The following is a 19,203-nucleotide window of genomic DNA, read 5'->3' as shown; positions in this document are numbered from 1 at the left end:
CCTCGGCCCGGTGAGTGCGAACCCGCTCCTCCCCTCGCTCAGCGTCGTGATCCCGGTCTACAACGAGCAGGACTGGATCGAACGCAGTGTCGGCGCGCTGCTCGCCTCGGCCGAGGCGGCGAACTGGCCGATCGAGGTCGTCGTGGTCGACGACGGCAGCACCGACGCCACGCCGTCCCGGCTCGACGAGCTGCGCGAACGCCACGGCATCACGGTGCTCGGCCAGGCCAACAGCGGCCGGTTCGAGGCCCGGCGGGCGGGGATCGCCAAGGCGTCCGGGGAGCGGATCCTGCTGCTCGACAGCCGTGTGGTCGTCGACGAAGGCGCGCTGACGTTCCTGCGTGACCAGGTGGTCGACCACCCGGAGCGCGCGGTCTGGAACGGCCACGTCAACGTCGCGTCGGAAACCAACCCGTACGCCGGGTTCATGGCCGGGCTGGTGAAGATTCCCTGGCGCCGCTACTGCGCGGATCCGCGCCTGATGTCCTTCGGCATCGACGAGTTCGACCTGTTCCCCAAGGGCACCGGTTTCTTTTCCGCACCGCGCGAGGTCCTTGAGAACGCTTCGGACGCGTTCGTCTCGCTCTTCGACGACGTGCGCTTCGCCAGTGACGACACCGGTGTGCTGCGCTGGATCGCCGAGCGCCACCGCATCTTCCTCGCGCCGGAGTTCTCGGCCACCTACCACGGGCGCGACAGCTTCAAGAAGTTCGTCGCCCAGTCGTACTTCCGCGGGACGACCTTCGTGGACTCCTACCTCGGCTCGCCCGGGCCGGCGCGCAACGGCCTGTTCGCCGCGTTCGGCGTCGGCCTGCTCGGCCTCGGCGTGGCGCTGCGGCGCCCGAAGACGGCCGTCGCGCTGGCCGCCGCCGGGTCGGCCGCGGCCGGGGTGGCCGTGACCCGCTTCGGGGCGACGACCGCCGAGGCCAAGGCCGTGGCCCGGCTCGCGCCGGTGTTCGGCGCCGGGTTCGGCGCGGGCGCCGTCCGCGGCCTCGTGATGGCGTTGCGGGCCCGCCGCAACCGGCGATGAGCAGCCCGGTGACCGGCGATCGCGAGCTCGCCAAGGAGACCGGCCGCTCGGCCGGGAAGATCGGCGTCTCGCTGCTCGTCGCGATCGGGCTCGGGTATGTCCTGACGCTGCTCGCGACCCGCTGGCTCGGGCCGGAGAACAGCAAGGTCTTCCTCTCGTTCTGGGGCATCCTGATGGGCCTCGGCAGCGCGCTGTCGCCGCTCGAGCAGGAGCTGTCCCGCCAGTCCGCGGTGGCCGCGCTCGACGGCGGCCGCGCCGGCCGCCCCGCGCTGCGGGCGCTGACCGTCGGCGCCGTGACGGTCGCCGTCGTCGCCGTCGTGACGCTCGTCGTGCCCGTGCTTTCGGACCGTCTCTACGCCGGCAACACCGCCCTCGGCGTCATCGTGCTGTGCGGGGCGATCTCCTTCGCCTGCCAGTTCGCCGCCCGCGGCCTGCTCGTCGGGCAGCAGCGGATCCGCCCGTACTCCTGGCTGGTCATCGCCGAGGCCGCGGTCCGCGTCGTCGTGCTGTTCGGGATCGTCGCCGCCGGGCTCACCGGCCTGACGTCGTTCGCGATCGCCGCGGCGGCCGGGTCGTTCGCCTGGCTGCTGTTCGTCCGGCCGGTGACCGGGCTCGTCGACCCGCACGCCGAGGGTGAGGGCTGGGGGCCGGTCACCGCGCGGATCCTGATCCTGATGGCCGGCGCGGGCCTGACCGCCAGCGTCATCACCGGCTACCCGGCGATGGTGAGCCTGCTCGCGCCGGGCGGGTCCGACGCCGACGTCGGCGTGCTCTTCGCGACGCTCACCGTGTCCCGGGTGCCGCTCCTGCTGCTCTCGCCGCTGCAGGCGCTCGCCGTCCCGACGGTCGTCCGGCTGTCCGGCACGGCCGAGGGCATGCACCGCCTCCGCCGCCTGCTGGCGCTGGGCGCGGTCGGCACGGTCGTCCTCGGCGTCGTCGGCGCCCTGGTCGGCTTGCTCATCGGGCCGTGGCTGGTCGAGCTGCTCTACGGCGCCAAGTTCGTCGCGCAGGGCTGGTGGGTCGCCTGGATGGTCTGGGGCGCGGTGGTGCTCACGGCGCTGCAGCTGATGACGGCCGTGCTCGTGGCCCGCAAGCAGGCGAACAAGGTGCTGGTCACCTGGGCGGTGGTCGCGGTCGCGACCGCCGTGACGCTGCTGGTGGTGCCGGGTGACCCGATTCTCAAGGCCGTCGCCGGCCTGGCCGCCGGTCCCACGCTGGGATTGGCCGTCGTTCTGGTGTTCGTCTTGCGGCGCCCGGGCAACTTGCCGGCCGGTTCGAACGTCACAGTAGGGTGACCCGGGGCCGGACCACCGGGACTGGATCGGCGTGAAGCGCCGGTGAGGTTGGACAGCGTAAAACCATGAACGTATTACTGGTCGTGCTCGCCTTCTGGCTGCCGGGCCTCGTCCTGGGTGCGGCCATCCGGCTGCGCGGGTGGCTGCTGGCCGCGGCCGCGCCGCTGCTGACCTTCGGCGTCGTCAGCCTGGGGGTGCCGGTCCTCGGTGGCCTCGGCATCCGCTGGAACATGCTCGACGTCGCGCTGTGGACGCTGCTGCTGTCCGCGGCCGGCTTCGGCCTCGCTTTCGCCGTGCAGCGCCTCACCGCGCGCCGGCACCCGGACTGGGCCGGGCTGGACGCCGACACGGCGCGCCCGCGCCGGACCCCGCGCGAGCACCTGCTGATGGGCGCCGGCGTCTTCGTCGGCTCCGCGGTCGGCATCGTGACGTTCCTGCGCGGCGCCCGCGGCCTGAACCAGGTCCAGCAGGGCTGGGACGCGCCGTTCCACGCGAACCTGGTGCGCTGGATCGCCGAGCACGGCGACGCCCGGCCGTCGACGGTCGGCACCATCGCGAACCTGCCGAACCAGACCGACTACTTCTACCCGGACACCTACCACGCCCTGCTCGCGCTGGTCTTCGACAAGGCCGGGCTGGCGATGATGCCGACGCTGAACATGGCGGCGCTCACGGTGATCCTGTGCGTGCCGATCGGCGTCGCCGCGATGTGCCACGTGTGGCGGATGCCGCCGCTGGGTGTCGCCGCGGCCGCCGCCGTTTCGGTGTCGTTCACGAACTTCCCCTACGACTCGCTGTGGCGCGGTCCGCTGTGGCCCTACGTCGCGGGCGTGGCCTTGATCCCGGCGGCCCTCGCGCTGGGCCGGCTGCTGCTGGAGCCGCGGGGGATCGCCGGTCCGGTCGCGATCGGCATCGGCGTCGCCGGGCTGATCGGGCTGCACACCAGCGTCGCGTTCGTGGTCGTCGTGTACTTCCTGCTGGTCCTGCTCGCCGTGCTGTTCCGGTTCGAGCGGATCGACTGGCGCCGCTCGGCGCCCTCGCTGATCGCCACCGTCGGCCTCGCCGTCGTCTGCGGCCTGCCACTGGCGTTGCCTTCGCTGTACAACGCGGGTGGCGTGACGAGCGCGTTCTGGGCGTCGGAGGCCACCGTCAGCGGCGGTCTCGGCGAGACCATCACGTTCTCGCCGATGGCCCCGTTCCCGCAGTGGTGGATCGGCGTGCCCGCGTTCATCGGGATCTGCCTGATGGTCAAGCACCGCCGGATGCTGTGGATGGTCGCGGCCTACGTCGTGTTCGGCGGGCTCTTCGCGGCCACGGTGTCGATGGAGACGCCGCTCATCCACACCCTCACCGGGGTCTTCTACAACGACCACTGGCGGATCGGGGCCCTGGTCCCGCTGGCCGGCGCGGTCGCCTTCGGCGAGTTCGCCGAGACCGCGGCCCGCTGGATCGCGCGCAAGGCAGGCGGCCGGCTGCCCAACCTCGGCCCGGCGACGCTCACCACGCTCGGCGTGGTGCTGCTGGCCCTGGTCATCGGCGGCCTCAGCCGCGGCGGCTACATCGGCCGCAACGCGGCCCGGCTGCAGCTCAACTACAGCGGCGGGCCGACCGTGAGCAACGACGAGCGCGAGGCCTTCACGTGGCTCGCCGCGCGCGTCGCCCCCGGCGAGCACGTGATGAACGACAAGTCCGACGGCTCGGTGTGGATGTACGCGCTCAACGGCATCCAGCCGGTCGAGTGGACCTTCTACGGTGCCGAGCCGCTCACCCCGGCGGGGTACCTCAGCGTCTACCTGAACGACATCGACAAGTACCCGGCGGTGCGCAAGACCCTCACCGACCTCAAGGTCCGCTACGTCTTCGTCGGCAAGGGCAAGGTCTCGGCGACGACCCCGAGCGCGGTCGGCCTCGAGCACCTGGACGCCGGTACCGGTTTCAAGCTGGTCTTCCACAATCCCGGCGCTTCGGTGTACGAGATCGAGGGCCAGCAAGGCGTCGTCGCGGCCGGGGCCACCCCCGGGTCCGCCGCCGGCAACGGGAACTGAAGGGCTAAAGTGATCGCGTGTCCGCGTCTCCGTTGACCTCCGTGACCAGCCGCCGGGTGCTGATCGTGATGCCCGCGCTGAACGAGCAGGCGAGCGTCGCGTCGGTTATCGAGCACGTGAAACGGGCTCGGCCGGACGCCGACCTGCTGGTCGTCGACGACGGCTCGGTCGACGACACCGCCCGCCTGGCCCGCGCGGCCGGGGCCGAGGTGGCCCGGCTCGCGGTGAACCTCGGTGTCGGCGGCGCCATGCGCACCGGCTTCCGCTACGCCGCCGCCCGCGGGTACGACGTCGTCGTGCAGGTGGACGCGGACGGCCAGCACGACCCGGACGAGCTCGAGGCGTTGCTGCGCGGCCTGGACGACGCGGACATCGTGATCGGCTCGCGGTTCGCCGGCAAGGGCTCCTACAAGGCCAGCGGGCCGCGCAAGTACGCCATGGTGGCGCTCTCGCTGGTGTTCTCGCGGCTCGCGAAGAGCAAGCTCACCGACGTCACGTCCGGGTTCAAGGCGATGGGGCCGCGCGCGATCCGGCTGTTCGCCGGCTACTACCCGGCCGAATACCTCGGCGACACCGTCGAGTCCCTGGTCATGGCCATCCGGGCGAACCTGACCATCAAGGAGATCCCGGTCATCATGCGCGAGCGCGCGGGCGGCACGCCCAGCCACTCGCCCGTCAAGTCGGCCGTCTACCTGGGCCGCGCGGGTCTCGCGCTGCTGCTGGCCCTGGTGCGCCGCCGGCCCGCGGTCGACTCCTCGGATTCGGCGTAAGGGGAACTGGAAATGGCCGGTTGGCGCATCCTCAGCATCATCGTCGCCTGCGTCGTGCTGTTCGTGGTCATCGAAATGATGCGGCGGCGCAAGCTGCGGGAGAAGTACGCGGGCGTGTGGCTGGTCGTCGCCGTCGGCGTCGTCGTCCTCGCGGTGCTGCCGCAGGCGGCCGAGTTCCTCGCCAAGCACACCGGCGTCCAGACGCCGTCGAACTTCGTCTTCCTGCTCGCCGGGGTCGTGCTGGCGCTCGTGTCGCTGCACCTGTCGACCGAGGTCGGGCACCTGGAGGAAGAAGTGCGCACGTCGGTCGAGGAGACCGCGTTGCTGCGCTGCGAGCTCGAAGACACCAAGCGCGAGCTCGAACGCCGGATCGGCGAGCTGGAAGCCCGGATGTCGGCGCCGGACGACGTCAAAGGACTTCCCGAGGTCGAGCGCGTCAGCAAGTGACGCCCTGATCGAGGCGCTGCTTTCCGCGCCCGCGCGGCTCGGCGGGGTTCGGGTGCTGGCCGTCGACGGGCCGTCGGGTGCCGGGAAGTCCACGCTGGCAGGCGAAGTCGTCGATGGGCTGCGAGCCCGGGGTTGCCGCACCGCCCTCGTGAGCACCGACGCCTTCGCGACGTGGGACGACCCGGTCGGGTGGTGGCCGCGGCTCGTCGAAGGTGTGCTGAAGCCCCTTGCGGACGGCGTGGACGGCGCTTACCGGCGGACGGACTGGTCGTCCGGGGTCCCACGGCCGGGGGATCTCGTCCGGGTGACAGTTCCGGACGTCCTGGTGGTGGAAGGCGTTTCGAGCGGCCGGGCTTCGGTAAGACCCCTGCTTTCCCACCTCTGCTGGATCTCCGGCGGCACGGAGGCCGAGCGGCTGACCCGGTCCGTGGCGCGCGACGGCGAGGCGTCGAGGGCGGAACTGGGCCGCTGGCAACGGTTCGAGCGCGGCTGGTTCGCCGTCGACGGCACCCCCGAGGCGGCCGGAACCCGACTTTCGTAGGGAATGGATTGCTCACGCTCCGTGCCCGCGCCGCTCCGGATCGATCAAGCGAGACCGGACCGTGAACACTGCTGGTCTAACGGCGGTACCGCCATCTGAGTCAGGGTTCGGGCACTCGGCGCAGCCGTGGACCACAAATGGTCACATTCTGTCGTGATTTACGGACACATTGCGGTCAAATCGACGCCCACGTAGCGCGATCGTAACCTCACGTGCTTAAGTGCGAGCCGAGTTCCCGCTAGTGTCGGCGAGCACACCGATCGTCCGGGGTGTTCCTGACCGACCGGACGGTGACTTAAAAACCCGAACATCTCCCAAGGGGTGCCAGATGCAGCAATTGCGGCTGACCCGAACACGCCGCGTGGCCCTGATCGGGCTCACCGGCGCGCTCGCGGTTTCGCTGTCCGCCTGTGCGGATTCGAAGCGTGACGAGGGCGCCGGAGGTGGTACCGGAGGCACGATGATCTTCGGCGCCGCCGGAAACCCGAAGATGTTCGACCCGGCGTTCAACGACGAGGGCGAGACCTTCCGGATCACCCGTCAGATCTACGACACGCTGATCCAGAACAAGCCGGGCACCGCCGACCTCGAGCCGTCTCTCGCCGAGAAGTGGGAGCCGAGCAACGACGGCAAGACCTGGACGTTCACCCTGAAGTCGGGCGTCAAGTTCTCCGACGGCACCCCGATGGACGCTGCCTCGGTCTGCTTCAACTTCGACCGCTGGTTCAACATGAAGGGCGCCGCCGCCCAGAGCCAGATGATCTACTACGGCGACGTCTTCGAGGGCTTCGCCAAGAACGAGGGCGACGCGACGGGTGACCCCGTCTACAAGAGCTGCGAGGCGAAGGACCCGGCGACCGCGGTCCTGAACCTGAACAAGCCCAAGGGCGCGTTCCCGTCGGCGTTCACGCTGCCGTCGTTCGCGATCCAGAGCCCGACCGCGCTCAAGGCGCACAACGCCGACACGGTCACCCAGAGCGGCGACTCGTTCACCTACAGCGAGTACGCGAACAAGTTCCCGGTCGGCACCGGCCCGTTCAAGTTCGAGAGCTGGGACCAGGCCAAGGGTGAGATCACGCTGGTCAAGAACGACAGCAGCCCGACGCCGCCGAAGCTCGACAAGCTGATCTTCAAGGTGATCCCGGACGAGAACGCCCGCAAGCAGGCGCTCAAGGCCGGCGACATCAACGGCTACGACTACCCGAACCCGGCGGACTACGGCCTGCTGCGCAACGACGGTGAGCAGGTCCTCATCCGCCCGTCGTTCAACGTGCTGTACCTGGGCATCAACCAGGCCAACAACCCGAAGCTCAAGGACGTCAAGGTCCGCCAGGCGCTGGCCTACGGCGTCAACCGCGAGCAGTTCGTGAAGTCGAAGCTGGCCGAGGGTTCCGAGGTCGCGACCGAGTTCGTCCCGAAGGTCATCTCGGGTTACACCGACGACGTCACCAAGTACCCGTACGACCCGGAGAAGGCCAAGCAGCTGCTGCAGGAGGCCGGGGCGACGGATCTGACGCTGAAGTTCTACTACCCGACCGAGGTCACCCGGCCGTACATGCCGAACCCGGCGGACACCTTCACGGCGATCTCCGAGGACCTGAAGAAGATCGGCATCAAGATCGAGACCCACGCCGAGCCGTGGAACGGTGGTTACAAGGACGACGTCCAGAAGGCCGGTAAGCAGGACCTCCACCTGCTCGGCTGGACCGGTGACTACAACGACGCCGGCAACTTCGTGGGCACGTTCTTCGGCCGCGAGAAGAAGGAGTTCGGGTTCAACAACCCGCAGCTCTTCTCGGCTCTGAGCGCGGCGGACGCTTCGGCGGCCGGTGACGCCCACGCCAAGGCGTACCAGGAAGTCAACAAGCAGATCATGGACTTCCTGCCGGCGATCCCGATCGCGTACCCGACTCCGGCCATCGTGGTCGGCCCGAAGGTCAAGGGTCTGGTGGCGAGCCCGCTCACCGACGAGCGCTTCAACACCGTGACTGTCAGCTGATCTGAATTTCGGCCAGGCAAGGGGTGGGCGCTACCGCGCCCACCCCTTGCGCCTAATCCCGGGCTGGCTACGAAGGACTGCACGTGCTCCGTTTTCTCGTGCGTCGGTTGCTACAAGCGATTCCGACGCTCTTCATCCTGTCCATCCTGATCTTCGCCTGGCTCCGGTCCCTGCCCGGCGGCCCCGCCGCCGCGCTGCTGGGTGACAAGGCGACGCCGGAGAAGATCGCCAACCTCAACCACGTACTCGGGCTCGACCAGCCGATCATCCTGCAGTACTTCGGGTTCCTCGGCCGGGCGTTCACCGGCGACTTCGGCAACTCCCTGGTGTCGACCCAGCCCGTGATGGGCGAGATCGTCACCTTCCTGCCGGCGACCATCGAGCTCGGTCTCTCCGCGATGATCATCGCGATCGTCGTCGGCATCCCCGCCGGTTACCTGTCCGCGCGGTTCCGCGGCGGGCCGGTCGACAACCTGGTCATCGTGCTCAGCCTCATCGGCGTCGCGGTGCCGGTGTTCTTCCTCGGCTACATGATGCAGGACCTGCTGGCCTCCCCGCTCGGCTTGCCGTCGCAGGGTCGCCAGGCCGCGGGTCTCGACGCCACCGCCATCACGAACTTCGCCATCCTCGACGGCATCATGACCGGCGAGTGGGACGCCGTGTGGGACGCGATCAAGCACCTGATCCTGCCCGCGTTCGCGCTCGCCACCATCCCGCTCGCGGTGATCACCCGGATCACCCGCGCGTCGGTGCTGGACGTCCTCAACGAGGACTTCGTCCGCACGGCCAACTCCAAGGGCCTGACGCAGCAGGTGGTGCGCACCCGGCACGTCCTGCGCAACGGCCTGCTGCCGGTGGTCACGACGATCGGCCTCCAGACCGGCGCCCTGCTGGGCGGCGCGGTGCTGACCGAGCGGGTGTTCAACTTCCGCGGCCTCGGGTTCCTGCTGGCCGAGGGCATCGAACGGCGTGACTACCCCCGGCTGCAGGCGCTCCTGCTGTTCGGAGCGGTGGTGTACGTGCTGGTGAACATGCTGGTCGACGTCTCTTACGGGATCATCGACCCGAGGGTGCGTGTGCGATGAACACTCTGCTGAACAAGAAGAAGGAACCGATCGACAAGCTCGCCGCGGCGAGCGGGCGCAGCCTCGGCGGCGAAGCCGTCCGCCGGATGCTGCGCAGCCCGGTCGCGATCACCGGCGGTGCCATCACCGGCCTGTTCCTGCTCCTGGCGATCTTCGCGCCGCTGCTGGCCCCCAAGGACCCGCTCGACCGCTCGTTGCAGGACCAGGTCCAGCTGGGCCGGGGCATCATCCCCGGTTCGATGCCGGGTTACCCGCTCGGCGTGGACGACTTCGGCCGCGACTTCCTGTCCCGGCTCATCGTCGGCGCCCAGCAGACGCTGCTCGTCGGCGTGCTGGCCACCGTGATCGGCGTCCTCATCGGCGTGATCATCGGCGGGATCGCGGGCGCGTTCGGCGGCTGGGTCGACACCGTCCTCATGCGGCTCGTCGACGTCATGCTGTCGTTCCCCTCGCTGCTGCTGGCCATCTCGATCGCGGCGCTGTTCGCGAACCCGAGCCAGTGGACGGTCATCCTGGCCGTGTCGATGGTCGGCGTGCCGATCTTCGCCCGGCTGCTGCGCGGTTCCATGCTGGTGCAGCGCGACGCCGACCACGTGCTGGCGGCGACGTCCCTGGGCGTGAAACGCGGGGCGATCGTGTTCCGGCACATGCTGCCGAACTCGCTCGGCCCGGTCATCGTGCAGGCGACGCTCACGTTGGCCACTTCGATCCTCGAGGCCGCGGCGCTGTCGTTCCTCGGCCTGGGCGATCCGGACCCGTCGCGCGCGGAGTGGGGGCTGATGCTGGGCAAGGCCTCGCGCCAGTTCCTCGACATCCGCCCGGAGCTCGCGTATTACCCGGCGATCGCGATCATCATCGTCGCGCTCGGGTTCACGCTGCTCGGCGAATCCCTCCGCGAAGCCCTCGACCCGAAGAACAGGCGGTGAGAACCCATGGCACTCCTTGAAGTCCGAGACCTGACGGTCGACTTCGTCCGCCGTGGCGAGCGGCCGTTCACCGCGGTGGACAACGTCAGCTTCGACGTCGAGCCGGGCCAGACCGTCGGCCTGGTCGGCGAATCCGGCTGCGGCAAGTCCGTGACGTCGCTGGCGATCATGCGGCTGCTGGCCCGGCGCGGCAACAAGGTCAGCGGTTCGGTGCGCTACGAAGGCACCGATCTGCTGAAGCTGTCGGACCGCGAAATGCGCGACCGGCGCGGCCGCGACCTCGGCATGGTGTTCCAGGACCCGCTGTCCTCGCTGAACCCGGTCATCCCGATCGGGCTGCAGATCACCGAAGTCCTGGAGCGCCACCGCGGGATGTCGCGCAAGGCGGCGTCCGTCGAAGCGACGGACCTGCTGGACAAGGTCGGCATCCCGGACCCGGCGCGCCGGCTTTCCGAGTACCCGCACCAGCTTTCCGGCGGGATGCGGCAGCGCGCGCTGATCGCGATCGCGCTGGCGTGCCGGCCGCGGCTGCTCATCGCCGACGAGCCGACCACCGCCCTGGACGTCACCATCCAGGCGCAGATCCTGGCGCTGCTGCGGGAACTGGTGCAGGACACCGGAACCGCGCTGATCATGATCACGCACGACCTCGGCGTCGTCGCCGGGCTCTGCGACGAGGTCAACGTGCTCTACGGCGGCCGGATCGTCGAGCGGGCGAAGCGGCACCAGCTGTTCGCCGAGCCGCGCCACCCGTACACCCACGGCCTGCTGGCCTCGATCCCGCGCCTGGACGCGGGACGCGGCGAGAAACTGGTCCCCATCAAGGGATCCGTGGCCGACAACATCCCGTGGGAGGGCGGCTGCGCGTTCGCGCCCCGCTGTCCGAACGCGCTGCCGGTCTGCCGCGAGGTTTCGCCGCAGCTGGTGCCCGACCACGGCGGGCTGCTGCGCTGTCACAACCCCGTGCGGCCGGCGGTCGTGGCGGGAGGAGGGGCCCGATGAACCAGCCTGCTGGTGACGTGCTGCTCGAGGTCGACGACCTCAAGGTGCACTTCCCGATCAAGAGCGGCGTCGTGTTCGACCGGACGGTCGGCCACGTCTACGCGGTCGACGGCGTCGACCTGGCCATCCGCCGCGGCGAGACCTACGGCCTGGTGGGCGAGTCCGGCTGCGGCAAGTCCACGCTGGGCCGGGCGATCCTGCGGCTCAACGAGCCGACGTCGGGTTCGGTGAAGTTCGACGGCACCGACGTCGCCAAGCTCAAGGGAGAGGAACTGCGGAAGGCCCGGCGCCGGATGCAGATGATCTTCCAGGACCCGATGTCCAGCCTGGACCCGCGGCAGTCGGTCGAGTCGATCCTCGTCGAAGGCATGCACGCGCACGGCCTCGACAAGGACAAGGAAGCCACCCAGCGGCGGCTGCGTCAGCTCCTGTCGGCCGTCGGCCTCCCGGAGTCGTCGCTGCGGAAGTACCCGCACGAGTTCTCGGGTGGGCAGCGCCAGCGCATCGGCATCGCGCGGGCGCTGGCGGTGGAGCCGGACCTGATCGTCGCGGACGAGCCGGTCTCGGCGCTGGACGTCTCGGTGCAGGCCCAGGTGGTGAACCTGCTGGAGGACCTGCAGGACCAGCTCGGCCTGACGTACGTGGTGATCGCGCACGACCTCGCGGTGGTGCGCCACATCTCCGACCGCATCGGCGTGATGTACCTGGGCGCGCTGGTGGAGGAGACGGACGCGGACTCGCTCTACCGCGACCCGCTGCACCCGTACACCCGGGCGCTGCTGTCGGCGATCCCGGTGCCGGACCCGCAGGTGGAGGACACGCGCGAGCAGATCCTGCTCGCGGGCGACCTCCCGTCACCGGCCAACCCGCCGTCGGGCTGCCGCTTCCACACGCGTTGCCCGTGGAAGCAGGCGAGCCTGTGCGACACGGACCGCCCGCAGCTGCGGGAGATCGGCGTCGGTCACCGGGTGGCGTGCCACTACGCGGAGGACATCCGCGACGGCCGCATCCAGCCGCACGAGGTGGAGCCGGAACTGGTGGAACTGACCGGGGCGTTGAACCCGGACCTGGGCCCGCCGGACGTGGGGACCTCAGCGGAGATCCTGTGAACCGATGATCTCGTGAGCTTGTGATCCGAAGACCGGCCGGGCAGTCGCTGCCCGGCCGGTCTTGTGTCCGGGGTCCGGTTTCCCTTTGCCCGAGGGAAGTTCCGGAACGTCCGCCGTCCACCCGGCCTCGGTAGGAGATGGCGGTCTTGTCGAACCGAGTGGCGGTGGCACGGAACTGTTTGAGGCGGTTGAAACTGTTCGACGATGTTGCGGCGTCGGTAGGCGGTGCGGTCGAAGGCCGGCGGTCGGCCGCCGACCCGATCTCGGCGCGGCCGGTTGGCCTGCTGATCACGGCGTTGGGGAATGGTCGCTGGGATGTGTGGTCGGCGTAGGTAGGAGCGGATGGCCCGGCTGGAATGGCCCTTGTCCGCCGGCACTCGGCTCGGTCGGGTCGGCGGACGGTCTGGACCCTGCCGGCGGAACTCGATCCCGGCCGTGGCCTGGGTGAACATTGTGCAGTCGTTGACGTTGCTGCCGGTCGACACGATCGACAAGGGCCGTCTGTGACCGTCGCAGGCGAGGTGGATCTTGGTGGTGGGTCGTCTCGGCGACCACCCGGACCTGTGTCACCAGGACGGGGTGCTGGTGCGTGATCAGCGCCAGAACCGAGGGCGGGGGGCGCTGTCGCTTGGTCCCGCGGCATACGCTGCCGAGCGGGGGCGACGACGTGGAAGCCCGTTCGGGAGGCGCTCGTGAAATATGTGGTCCTGATCTACGGCAACCCCGAATCCCGCCAGGCGTGGGAGGGGATGAGCGACGAGCAGCGGGCCGCCGGGCTCGCCTACTACCAGCAGCTCAACGACGATCTCGACGCGTCCGGTGAACGGCTCGTCTCCGAGCGGCTCGCCTTTCCCGAACTGACCAAGCAGGTCAGCGTCGGCGACAGCGGGCCGCAGACGACCGACGGGCCCTTCGCGGAGGCCAAGGAGTTCCTCGCCGGCTTCTACCTGCTCGACTGCGAAGGCGAAGAACGCGCGCTCGAGATCGCCGGGCGGATTCCGGAGGCGGCGTTCGGGGTGGTGGAAGTGCGGCCGGTGATGGGGCTGCACGGGACCGAGCTGTGATCGAGGGTCTCCTCCGCGAACTCGCCCCGCAGGTCCTCGCCGCGCTGGTCCGGCGGTACGGCGGGTTCGACACCTGCGAGGACGCCGTCCAGGAGGCGCTGCTCGCGGCGTCGCTGCAGTGGCCTGTCGAGGGCTTACCCGATCACCCGAAGGGGTGGCTGATCACGACGGCGTCCCGGCGCCGGATCGAACAGTGGCGCAGTGAGACGGCGCGGCAGCGGCGCGAGGAGGCCGTCGTGCTCGCCGAGCCGCCGGAGCCGGAGCCGGCCGCCGGCGTCGACGACACGCTGACGTTGCTGCTGCTCTGCTGCCACCCGTCGCTCACCCGGCCGTCGCAGGTGGCGCTGACGCTCCGGGCGGTCGGCGGCCTGACGACGGCGGAGATCGCGCGCGCGTTCCTCGTCCCGGAGGCGACGATCGGCCAGCGCATCAGCCGCGCGAAGCAGACACTGCGCGGTGAGCGGCTCACGCGGTCCGAGAACCCCGAGCGTCTGGCCGCGGTGCTACAGGTGCTGTACCTGATCTTCACCGAGGGTCACACGGCCAGCTCGGGGGACGCGCTCAACCGCGTCGAGCTGACAACCGAGGCGATCCGCCTGACCCGGCAGCTCCCGCCCGGCGGCGAGGTCACGGGCCTGCTGGCCCTGATGCTCCTGACCGAAGCCCGCCGCCCGGCCCGGGTCGACGCGACCGGCGCGCTGGTCCCGCTGGCGTCGCAGGACCGGACGCGCTGGAACGCGGAGCTCATCACCGAGGGCGTCGCGCTGATCACGAGCGCGTTGTCGACGTCCCCGGTCGGCCCGTACCAGCTCCAGGCGGCGATCGCGGCGGTCCACGACGAGGCCCCGACCGCGGCTGACACGGACTGGGCCGAGATCCTCACGCTCTACGACCTGCTGCGCGTGGTCGCGCCGGGGCCGATGGTGACGCTCAACCGCGTCGTGGCGTTCGCTCAGGTCCACGGGCCGGAGGCGGGCTTGGCGGAGCTGGCCGGCGCCGACCTGGAGGCCCACCACCGGGTGGACGCGGTCCGGGCGCACCTGCTGGAGCTCGCGGGAGACGTCACCGGGGCGCGGGAGGCGTACCTGGCGGCGTCGCGGCGGACGTTGAGCCTGCCGGAGCAGGCCTACCTGCAGTCCCGGGCGTCCCGGCTGGCGTGAGTTGTCCACATGGGGGCACACCTGTGGACAACCTGGGGAAGGATGAGCGCGGACGCCGTTCGTGCGGGAGGATCGGGTCATGCAGGTCACCGTGCTGGGCGCGTCGGGGCGGACCGGGTTCCACATCGCACGGCTTCTCGCGGCCAGAGGGCACACCGTCCGGGCCGGGTTGCGCAGCCGCCGCCGGGCCGAAGTCCTCCGGGAACTCGACGTCGAACCCGTCGTCGCCGACGTCACCGCGGATCCCGACGACCTCGTCGAGGCCTTCCGCGGCTCGGACGTCGTCATCACCGCCATCGGGGCGCCGGATCCGGAACCGGCGTCGGTGAACCTCGTGGACCGGGACGGCTCCGTCACGGCCATCCACGCGGCCGAGAAGGCCGGCGTCGCGCGGTACATCCAGGTCTCCGCGCAGTTCGCCGACTCCCCGGACCAGGGCGATCGGCTCGTGCGGTCGATCCTGCTCGCCAAGCAGCTGTCCGACCTCGCCCTGCAGAAGTCCGCGCTGACCTGGACCATCGTCCGGCCCGGCACGCTCACCGACGGGCCCGCCACCGGGCGCGTCAAGGTCGCCGGGCACCTCGAACCCGGACGGGTGACGCGGCTGGACGTCGCCGCCGTGGTCGTCGGGGTGCTCGGGGAGCCGCTCACCGAAAACCGCGGGTTCGACGTCGTTTCCGGCGAGTTCCCGGTCGGGCCGGCGCTCGCCGCTCTCGGGTGAAAAACGCTACCTAAGGTGTACCCGGAGGGATACCTGAGTGGGGCTCCCGGTGCGGACCGGCCCCGGTACCCTGCGGTGACGGACAAGGCGATATCCAGGGGGTACGGGCAGTGCACATCGACCAATGGCTGGAGGCGATCCCGCCGCTTTCGGTGTACCTGATCGTCGGCGCGGTGATCATGATCGAGAGCCTCGGCATCCCGTTGCCGGGCGAGATCGTGCTGGTCAGCGCCGCGTTGCTGGCGTCGTCGCACAGCAACCTGAGTCCCCTGTGGATCGGGATCCTGGCCAGCGCGGGCGCCATCATCGGCGACAGCATCGGTTATCTGATCGGGAAAACCGGTGGCCAACGGCTGTTCGCCTGGGCGGGCCGGAAATTCCCGAAGCATTTCGGGCCGACGCACATCGCCAACGCCGAACGCATCTTCAACAAACGCGGCATGTGGGCCGTGTTCCTCGGCCGGTTCATCGCGTTCCTGCGGATCCTGGCCGGCCCGCTCGCCGGGTCGCTGAGGATGCACTACCCGAAGTTCCTGATCGCCAACGCGCTCGGCGGCATCGTCTGGGCGGGCGGCACCACCGCGCTCGTCTACTACCTCGGCGTGGTCGCCGAGAAGTGGCTCGGCAACTTCTCCAAGTACGGCCTGATCGCCGCGATCGTCATCGGTGTCGTCGTCTTCTTCGTCATGAAGAAGCGTCTCGGCCAGAAGCACGAAGGTGGAGAAGAGACGCCGCAGGAGAAGCAGGAAGCGGCCTCCTAAACCGGCACTTCCTTCGGCAGCAGCTCGGGATCGGGCTTGCGCGCGGACTTGAGCGAGCCGAGGAGAACGCCGCCGATCACCACCACGGCGGCGGCGATCTCCAGGCCGCTCGGCCGCTCGCCCAGGATCAGGAACGACGCCGTCAGCCCGACCACCGGCACCAGCAGCGAGAACGGCGAGACGACGCTCGCCGGGTTGCGGCGCATCAGGGTCGTCCAGATCCCGGACCCGACGATCGTGCCGAACAGCACGACGTAGGCCAGCCCGCCGAGCGCGGTCAGGCCGGTCGGCGTGCCCAGCGTCGTCAGCGAGTGCCACTGCGCCGCCGGGCCCTCCATGACCAGGGACAACGCGAACATCGGCAGCGGCGGCACCACGGACATCCACAGCGTGAAGTGCAGCGGGTTGTCCGGCTCCGCCCGCCGCGTGCTCAGGTTGCCGAACGCCCAGCTCAGCGCGGCCAGCACGGTGAGGATCATCGGCAGCAGCGCCGCGTGCCCGGACTGCTGCCACGCGATCGCGGTCATCCCCGCGACGGCCAGCAGGATCCCGGCCAACTGCCGGCCCGTGACGCGTTCCCGCAGGAAAACGGCCCCGAGCAGCACCGTGAACGGCGCCGACGCCTGCAGCACCAGTGACGCGAGCCCGGTCGGCATCCCGGTGTCCATCGCGATGAACAGGAACGCGAACTGGCCGGTGCCGAAGCCGAGCCCGTACCCGAGCAGGTACCGCACCTTCACCTTCGGCCACGGCACGAACAGGATCGTCGGCACGGCGATCACGGCGAACCGCAGCGCGCCCGCGAACACCGGCGGGAACTGCCCGAGCGTGGCGTGGATGGCCAGGAAGTTCAGGCCCCACAGGACGGCGACGAACATGGCCAGCAGACGGTCACGGGTGGGCATGCCTCCACTCTGACAACCTCGACCGTGAAGGACCAGCGAGAATATCTGCAGGAATCGTGTAGCTGTCCTTCACGTACGCTGACGTCGTGGATCTGGGTCGCCTGCGCACGCTGCGGGAGTTCGCCGACCGCGGGAGCGTGACGGCCGCCGCGCGGGCGCTGCACTGCACGCCGTCCGCGGTGTCACAGCAACTGCGTGCCCTGCAAGGCGAAGTCGGCCTGCCGCTCACCGAACCGGCGGGCCGCGGCCTGCGGCTGACCGACGCCGGTCGCGCGCTGGTCGCCCGGGCCGACGAGGTGCTGGCCGCGCTGGAGCGCGCCGAGTCCGAACTGGACACCTACCGCAGCGCGCCGCGCGGGCGGGTGCGGGTCGCGATCTTCCAGTCGGCCGGGCTGATGCTGCTGCCGGGCCTGCTGACCCGCATCGCCGGTCACGACGGCCTGGAGATCGACGTCCGGGACGTCGACATGACGCCACCGGAGGTGCCGGGCCTGGTCGCGGACTACGACGTCGTCGTGGCTCACCGCGACGAGCACGCGCCGGAGTTCGACCAGGACCGCCTGGACGTCGTGCCGCTGCTGCGCGAACCCCTCGACGTCGCGCTCCCGGCCGGGCACCGGCTGGCGAACCGGCGTCGCGTCGAGCTGCCGGAGCTGGCGGACGAACGCTGGATCAGCGTCGACTTCGGCTTCCCGGTGGACGACGTGCTGCGCTCGCTGACCGTCCGCACCGGCGTCCGGCCGGTGGTGGTGCAGCGGATCAACGACTTCCGGATCACCGAACGGCTGGTCGCGGCCGGCCACGGCATCGCGCTGCTGCCGCGGTACACGATGGACACCCGCCGCGGCAGCGGCCTGGTCGGCCGCCCGCTGGCCGGCATCCGCGCGGCCCGCCTGGTGGAGGCGGTCTGCCGCACCGGCGCCCTGCAGCGCCCGGCCGTGGCCCAGGTGATCGAAGAGCTACGCGCGGAGGTCGCCCAGCTCACCGGCTCGTGAGTGGTTAGGGCGGTTAGAACCGCCCTAAACACTCACGACGTGCTGTGGGTGCGGAGGTGGGCGACGGCGATGTGCAGCGCGTCTTCCAGAGCCGTCAGGTCGCCGCGGATGTGGGCCAGCAGCAGGCCGCCCTGGACACACGCCATCGCGGCCTGGGCCAGCCGCGCCGGGTCGGCGTCGGCCGCGAGTTCGCCCTGGTCCCGTAGCTGTTCGAGGCCGCGCGTCAGGTGGGACTCCCAGGTCCGGTAGGCCTGGTCGAGCAGCGGCCTCACCTTCGGGTCGTCGCCGAGTTCGCCGGCGAGGTTGCCGAGCGGGCACGGGATCGGCGCCGCGGCGCGGCGCTGGACGTCGAGGAGCTGCTCGGTCCACGTGTCGAAATCGGCCCACGACGCCAGCGTGAAGATCGCCGGCTGGTTGTCGAGGATCTCCGTCAGATAGCGGTCGATCACGGCCTCGACCAGCTGATCCTTGTTCTTGAAGTAGTGGTACATCTGCGATTTCCCGGCCCCGCTCGCGGCGAGCACCTTGTCGAGGCTCGTGCCCGCGACGCCGTGGACGTACATCAGCTGCGCCGCGGCGTCGACGATCGCGTCGCGGGTCCGCTTGCCCCGTGCGGTCGTGGCCGCCGCTTGCGTCTCCATGTACCGGATAGTACAGTCCGTCGTACTGTACCGATCAGTACAACGAATGGGGATCAAGGTGGGGAACGATCTGAAGAGCGGGCTGGAAGCCGCCAAGGACCACGGCCGGAGTGCGCTGCCGCCCGAGGTGTTCACGGTTTTCGAGGCCGACATGGCGCGCGCGGCCGACGAGACGAAGTTCGCCGAAGCCGGGGTCACGGTCGAGGACTTCGCGCTGCCGGGGGCGGACGGTGAGACCGTCAGCCTAGGGCAGCTGGTCGCGGACGGGCCCGTGGTGCTCGTGTTCTACCGCGGCCAGTGGTGCCCGTTCTGCAACCTGACGCTGCGGACGTACCAGCAGGAAGTCGTCCCCGAGCTGGCGAAGCTCGGCGCGACGCTGGCCGCGATCAGCCCGCAGACCGCGGACGGCTCGCTGACCACACAGGAGAAGAACGAGCTCGACTTCACCGTGCTGTCGGACGTCGGGAACGTCGTTTCGCGGCAGCTCGGGCTGACGTTCCGGGTGTCGGACGTCGTGCGGGAGGCGATGAGCTCGATCGGCACGGACCTGGGCCAGGTCAACGGCACCGGCGAATGGGAGCTGGTGTACCCGGCGGTCGTCGTGGTCGACCGGGACCGGACGATCCGGTACGTCGACGTCCACCCGGACTACACGACGCGTACCGAACCAGTGCAGATTCTCGACGCCGTCAAATCGCTCTAGCCGC

19 protein-coding genes and 1 pseudogene are annotated in these 19,203 nt (G+C 70.1%); 17 read left to right on the top strand and 3 right to left on the bottom strand.

Features of this window, described 5'->3' with window-relative positions:
* Positions 1-10: 10 nt before the first annotated feature.
* The 11 genes from OHS18_RS28295 to OHS18_RS28245 all read left to right on the top strand — a co-directional run bounded on the left by OHS18_RS28295 (position 11) and on the right by OHS18_RS28245 (position 12,249).
* Complete coding sequence (locus OHS18_RS28295; RefSeq protein WP_328612968.1) at positions 11-1,030, top strand: glycosyltransferase family 2 protein; 1,020 nt, start codon at positions 11-13, stop codon at positions 1,028-1,030.
* 8 nt (positions 1,031-1,038) lie between these two features.
* Positions 1,039-2,325, top strand: a complete 1,287-nt coding sequence (locus OHS18_RS28290) for a hypothetical protein (protein ID WP_442875280.1) — start codon at positions 1,039-1,041, stop codon at positions 2,323-2,325.
* Positions 2,326-2,390: 65 nt separating this feature from the next.
* Entirely contained in the window at positions 2,391-4,370 is a 1,980-nt protein-coding gene (locus tag OHS18_RS28285) for a DUF6541 family protein (protein ID WP_328447565.1), read from the top strand.
* A gap of 68 nt (positions 4,371-4,438) precedes the next feature.
* On the top strand, positions 4,439-5,140 hold the full coding sequence (locus tag OHS18_RS28280; RefSeq protein WP_328459164.1) for a glycosyltransferase family 2 protein: 702 nt from the start codon (positions 4,439-4,441) through the stop codon (positions 5,138-5,140).
* 12 nt (positions 5,141-5,152) lie between these two features.
* Positions 5,153-5,587 carry a DUF2304 domain-containing protein gene (locus tag OHS18_RS28275; protein WP_328447567.1) on the top strand — a complete coding sequence of 145 codons (435 nt, stop codon included), beginning with the start codon at positions 5,153-5,155 and terminating at the stop codon, positions 5,585-5,587.
* A 52-nt stretch (positions 5,588-5,639) separates the two neighbouring features.
* Positions 5,640-6,128, top strand: coding sequence for a uridine kinase family protein (locus tag OHS18_RS28270; protein WP_328612966.1), 489 nt, complete (start codon positions 5,640-5,642; stop codon positions 6,126-6,128).
* A gap of 328 nt (positions 6,129-6,456) precedes the next feature.
* Positions 6,457-8,127, top strand: coding sequence for an ABC transporter substrate-binding protein (locus OHS18_RS28265; RefSeq protein ID WP_328447571.1), 1,671 nt, complete (start codon positions 6,457-6,459; stop codon positions 8,125-8,127).
* A gap of 83 nt (positions 8,128-8,210) precedes the next feature.
* Entirely contained in the window at positions 8,211-9,212 is a 1,002-nt protein-coding gene (locus tag OHS18_RS28260) for an ABC transporter permease (protein WP_328447573.1), read from the top strand.
* Positions 9,209-10,138, top strand: coding sequence for an ABC transporter permease (locus OHS18_RS28255; RefSeq protein WP_328612965.1), 930 nt, complete (start codon positions 9,209-9,211; stop codon positions 10,136-10,138). Before OHS18_RS28260 ends, OHS18_RS28255 begins: the two co-directional genes overlap by 4 nt.
* Positions 10,139-10,144: 6 nt before the next feature.
* Positions 10,145-11,140: an ABC transporter ATP-binding protein gene (locus tag OHS18_RS28250; protein ID WP_328612964.1), complete on the top strand. Its 996-nt coding sequence runs from the start codon at positions 10,145-10,147 to the stop codon at positions 11,138-11,140.
* Complete coding sequence (locus OHS18_RS28245) at positions 11,137-12,249, top strand: ABC transporter ATP-binding protein (protein ID WP_328447579.1); 1,113 nt, start codon at positions 11,137-11,139, stop codon at positions 12,247-12,249. Before OHS18_RS28250 ends, OHS18_RS28245 begins: the two co-directional genes overlap by 4 nt.
* Before the next feature lie 206 nt (positions 12,250-12,455).
* On the opposite strand, the pseudogene OHS18_RS48600 reads toward OHS18_RS28245, so the two are convergent.
* Positions 12,456-12,782 (bottom strand): annotated as a pseudogene (locus OHS18_RS48600) (transposase); the annotation flags it as partial.
* Positions 12,783-12,941: 159 nt separating this feature from the next.
* Here OHS18_RS48600 and OHS18_RS28240 point away from each other — a divergent pair.
* The 4 genes from OHS18_RS28240 (at position 12,942) to OHS18_RS28225 (ending at position 15,955) form a co-directional block, all read left to right on the top strand.
* The gene (locus OHS18_RS28240; protein ID WP_328612963.1) at positions 12,942-13,313 is read left to right on the top strand and encodes a YciI family protein; all 372 of its coding nucleotides are present in this window, start codon (positions 12,942-12,944) and stop codon (positions 13,311-13,313) included.
* Entirely contained in the window at positions 13,310-14,473 is a 1,164-nt protein-coding gene (locus OHS18_RS28235; protein WP_328612962.1) for an RNA polymerase sigma factor, read from the top strand. Before OHS18_RS28240 ends, OHS18_RS28235 begins: the two co-directional genes overlap by 4 nt.
* Positions 14,474-14,552: 79 nt before the next feature.
* Positions 14,553-15,194, top strand: a complete 642-nt coding sequence (locus OHS18_RS28230; RefSeq protein ID WP_328447585.1) for an SDR family oxidoreductase — start codon at positions 14,553-14,555, stop codon at positions 15,192-15,194.
* A 110-nt stretch (positions 15,195-15,304) separates the two neighbouring features.
* On the top strand, positions 15,305-15,955 hold the full coding sequence (locus OHS18_RS28225; protein WP_328447587.1) for a DedA family protein: 651 nt from the start codon (positions 15,305-15,307) through the stop codon (positions 15,953-15,955).
* On the opposite strand, the gene OHS18_RS28220 is transcribed toward OHS18_RS28225, so the two are convergent.
* On the bottom strand, positions 15,952-16,860 hold the full coding sequence (locus OHS18_RS28220) for an EamA family transporter (RefSeq protein WP_328612961.1): 909 nt from the start codon (positions 16,858-16,860) through the stop codon (positions 15,952-15,954). The genes OHS18_RS28225 and OHS18_RS28220 overlap by 4 nt on opposite strands.
* A gap of 86 nt (positions 16,861-16,946) precedes the next feature.
* On the opposite strand from OHS18_RS28220, the gene OHS18_RS28215 reads away from it, so the two are divergent.
* The gene (locus tag OHS18_RS28215; protein ID WP_328612960.1) at positions 16,947-17,855 is read left to right on the top strand and encodes a LysR family transcriptional regulator; all 909 of its coding nucleotides are present in this window, start codon (positions 16,947-16,949) and stop codon (positions 17,853-17,855) included.
* Between the two features lie 32 nt (positions 17,856-17,887).
* Here OHS18_RS28215 and OHS18_RS28210 read toward each other — a convergent pair whose 3' ends face one another.
* Entirely contained in the window at positions 17,888-18,496 is a 609-nt protein-coding gene (locus OHS18_RS28210; RefSeq protein ID WP_328612959.1) for a TetR/AcrR family transcriptional regulator, read from the bottom strand.
* Between the two features lie 58 nt (positions 18,497-18,554).
* Here OHS18_RS28210 and OHS18_RS28205 point away from each other — a divergent pair, with 58 nt between their 5' ends.
* Positions 18,555-19,199, top strand: coding sequence for a peroxiredoxin-like family protein (locus tag OHS18_RS28205; RefSeq protein WP_328612958.1), 645 nt, complete (start codon positions 18,555-18,557; stop codon positions 19,197-19,199).
* Positions 19,200-19,203 lie beyond the last annotated feature (4 nt).

This window comes from Amycolatopsis sp. NBC_00355 (assembly GCF_036104975.1).
Taxonomy (GTDB): Bacteria; Actinomycetota; Actinomycetes; order Mycobacteriales; family Pseudonocardiaceae; genus Amycolatopsis.
Note: the sequence above shows the minus strand (reverse complement) of the source record. Positions and strands in the feature narration are given on the sequence as shown.

What these genes read in the sequence shown, in the direction of transcription:
- OHS18_RS28255 (WP_328612965.1), top strand. Translation starts at nt 9,209, where the DNA reads ATGAACACTCTGCTGAACAAGAAGAAGGAACCGATCGACAAGCTCGCC.
- OHS18_RS28250 (WP_328612964.1), top strand. Translation starts at nt 10,145, where the DNA reads ATGGCACTCCTTGAAGTCCGAGACCTGACGGTCGACTTCGTCCGCCGT.
- OHS18_RS28265 (WP_328447571.1), top strand. Translation starts at nt 6,457, where the DNA reads ATGCAGCAATTGCGGCTGACCCGAACACGCCGCGTGGCCCTGATCGGG.
- OHS18_RS28275 (WP_328447567.1), top strand. Translation starts at nt 5,153, where the DNA reads ATGGCCGGTTGGCGCATCCTCAGCATCATCGTCGCCTGCGTCGTGCTG.
- OHS18_RS28230 (WP_328447585.1), top strand. Translation starts at nt 14,553, where the DNA reads ATGCAGGTCACCGTGCTGGGCGCGTCGGGGCGGACCGGGTTCCACATC.
- OHS18_RS28210 (WP_328612959.1), bottom strand. Translation starts at nt 18,496, where the DNA reads ATGGAGACGCAAGCGGCGGCCACGACCGCACGGGGCAAGCGGACCCGC.
- OHS18_RS28285 (WP_328447565.1), top strand. Translation starts at nt 2,391, where the DNA reads ATGAACGTATTACTGGTCGTGCTCGCCTTCTGGCTGCCGGGCCTCGTC.
- OHS18_RS28245 (WP_328447579.1), top strand. Translation starts at nt 11,137, where the DNA reads ATGAACCAGCCTGCTGGTGACGTGCTGCTCGAGGTCGACGACCTCAAG.
- OHS18_RS28280 (WP_328459164.1), top strand. Translation starts at nt 4,439, where the DNA reads ATGCCCGCGCTGAACGAGCAGGCGAGCGTCGCGTCGGTTATCGAGCAC.
- OHS18_RS28220 (WP_328612961.1), bottom strand. Translation starts at nt 16,860, where the DNA reads ATGCCCACCCGTGACCGTCTGCTGGCCATGTTCGTCGCCGTCCTGTGG.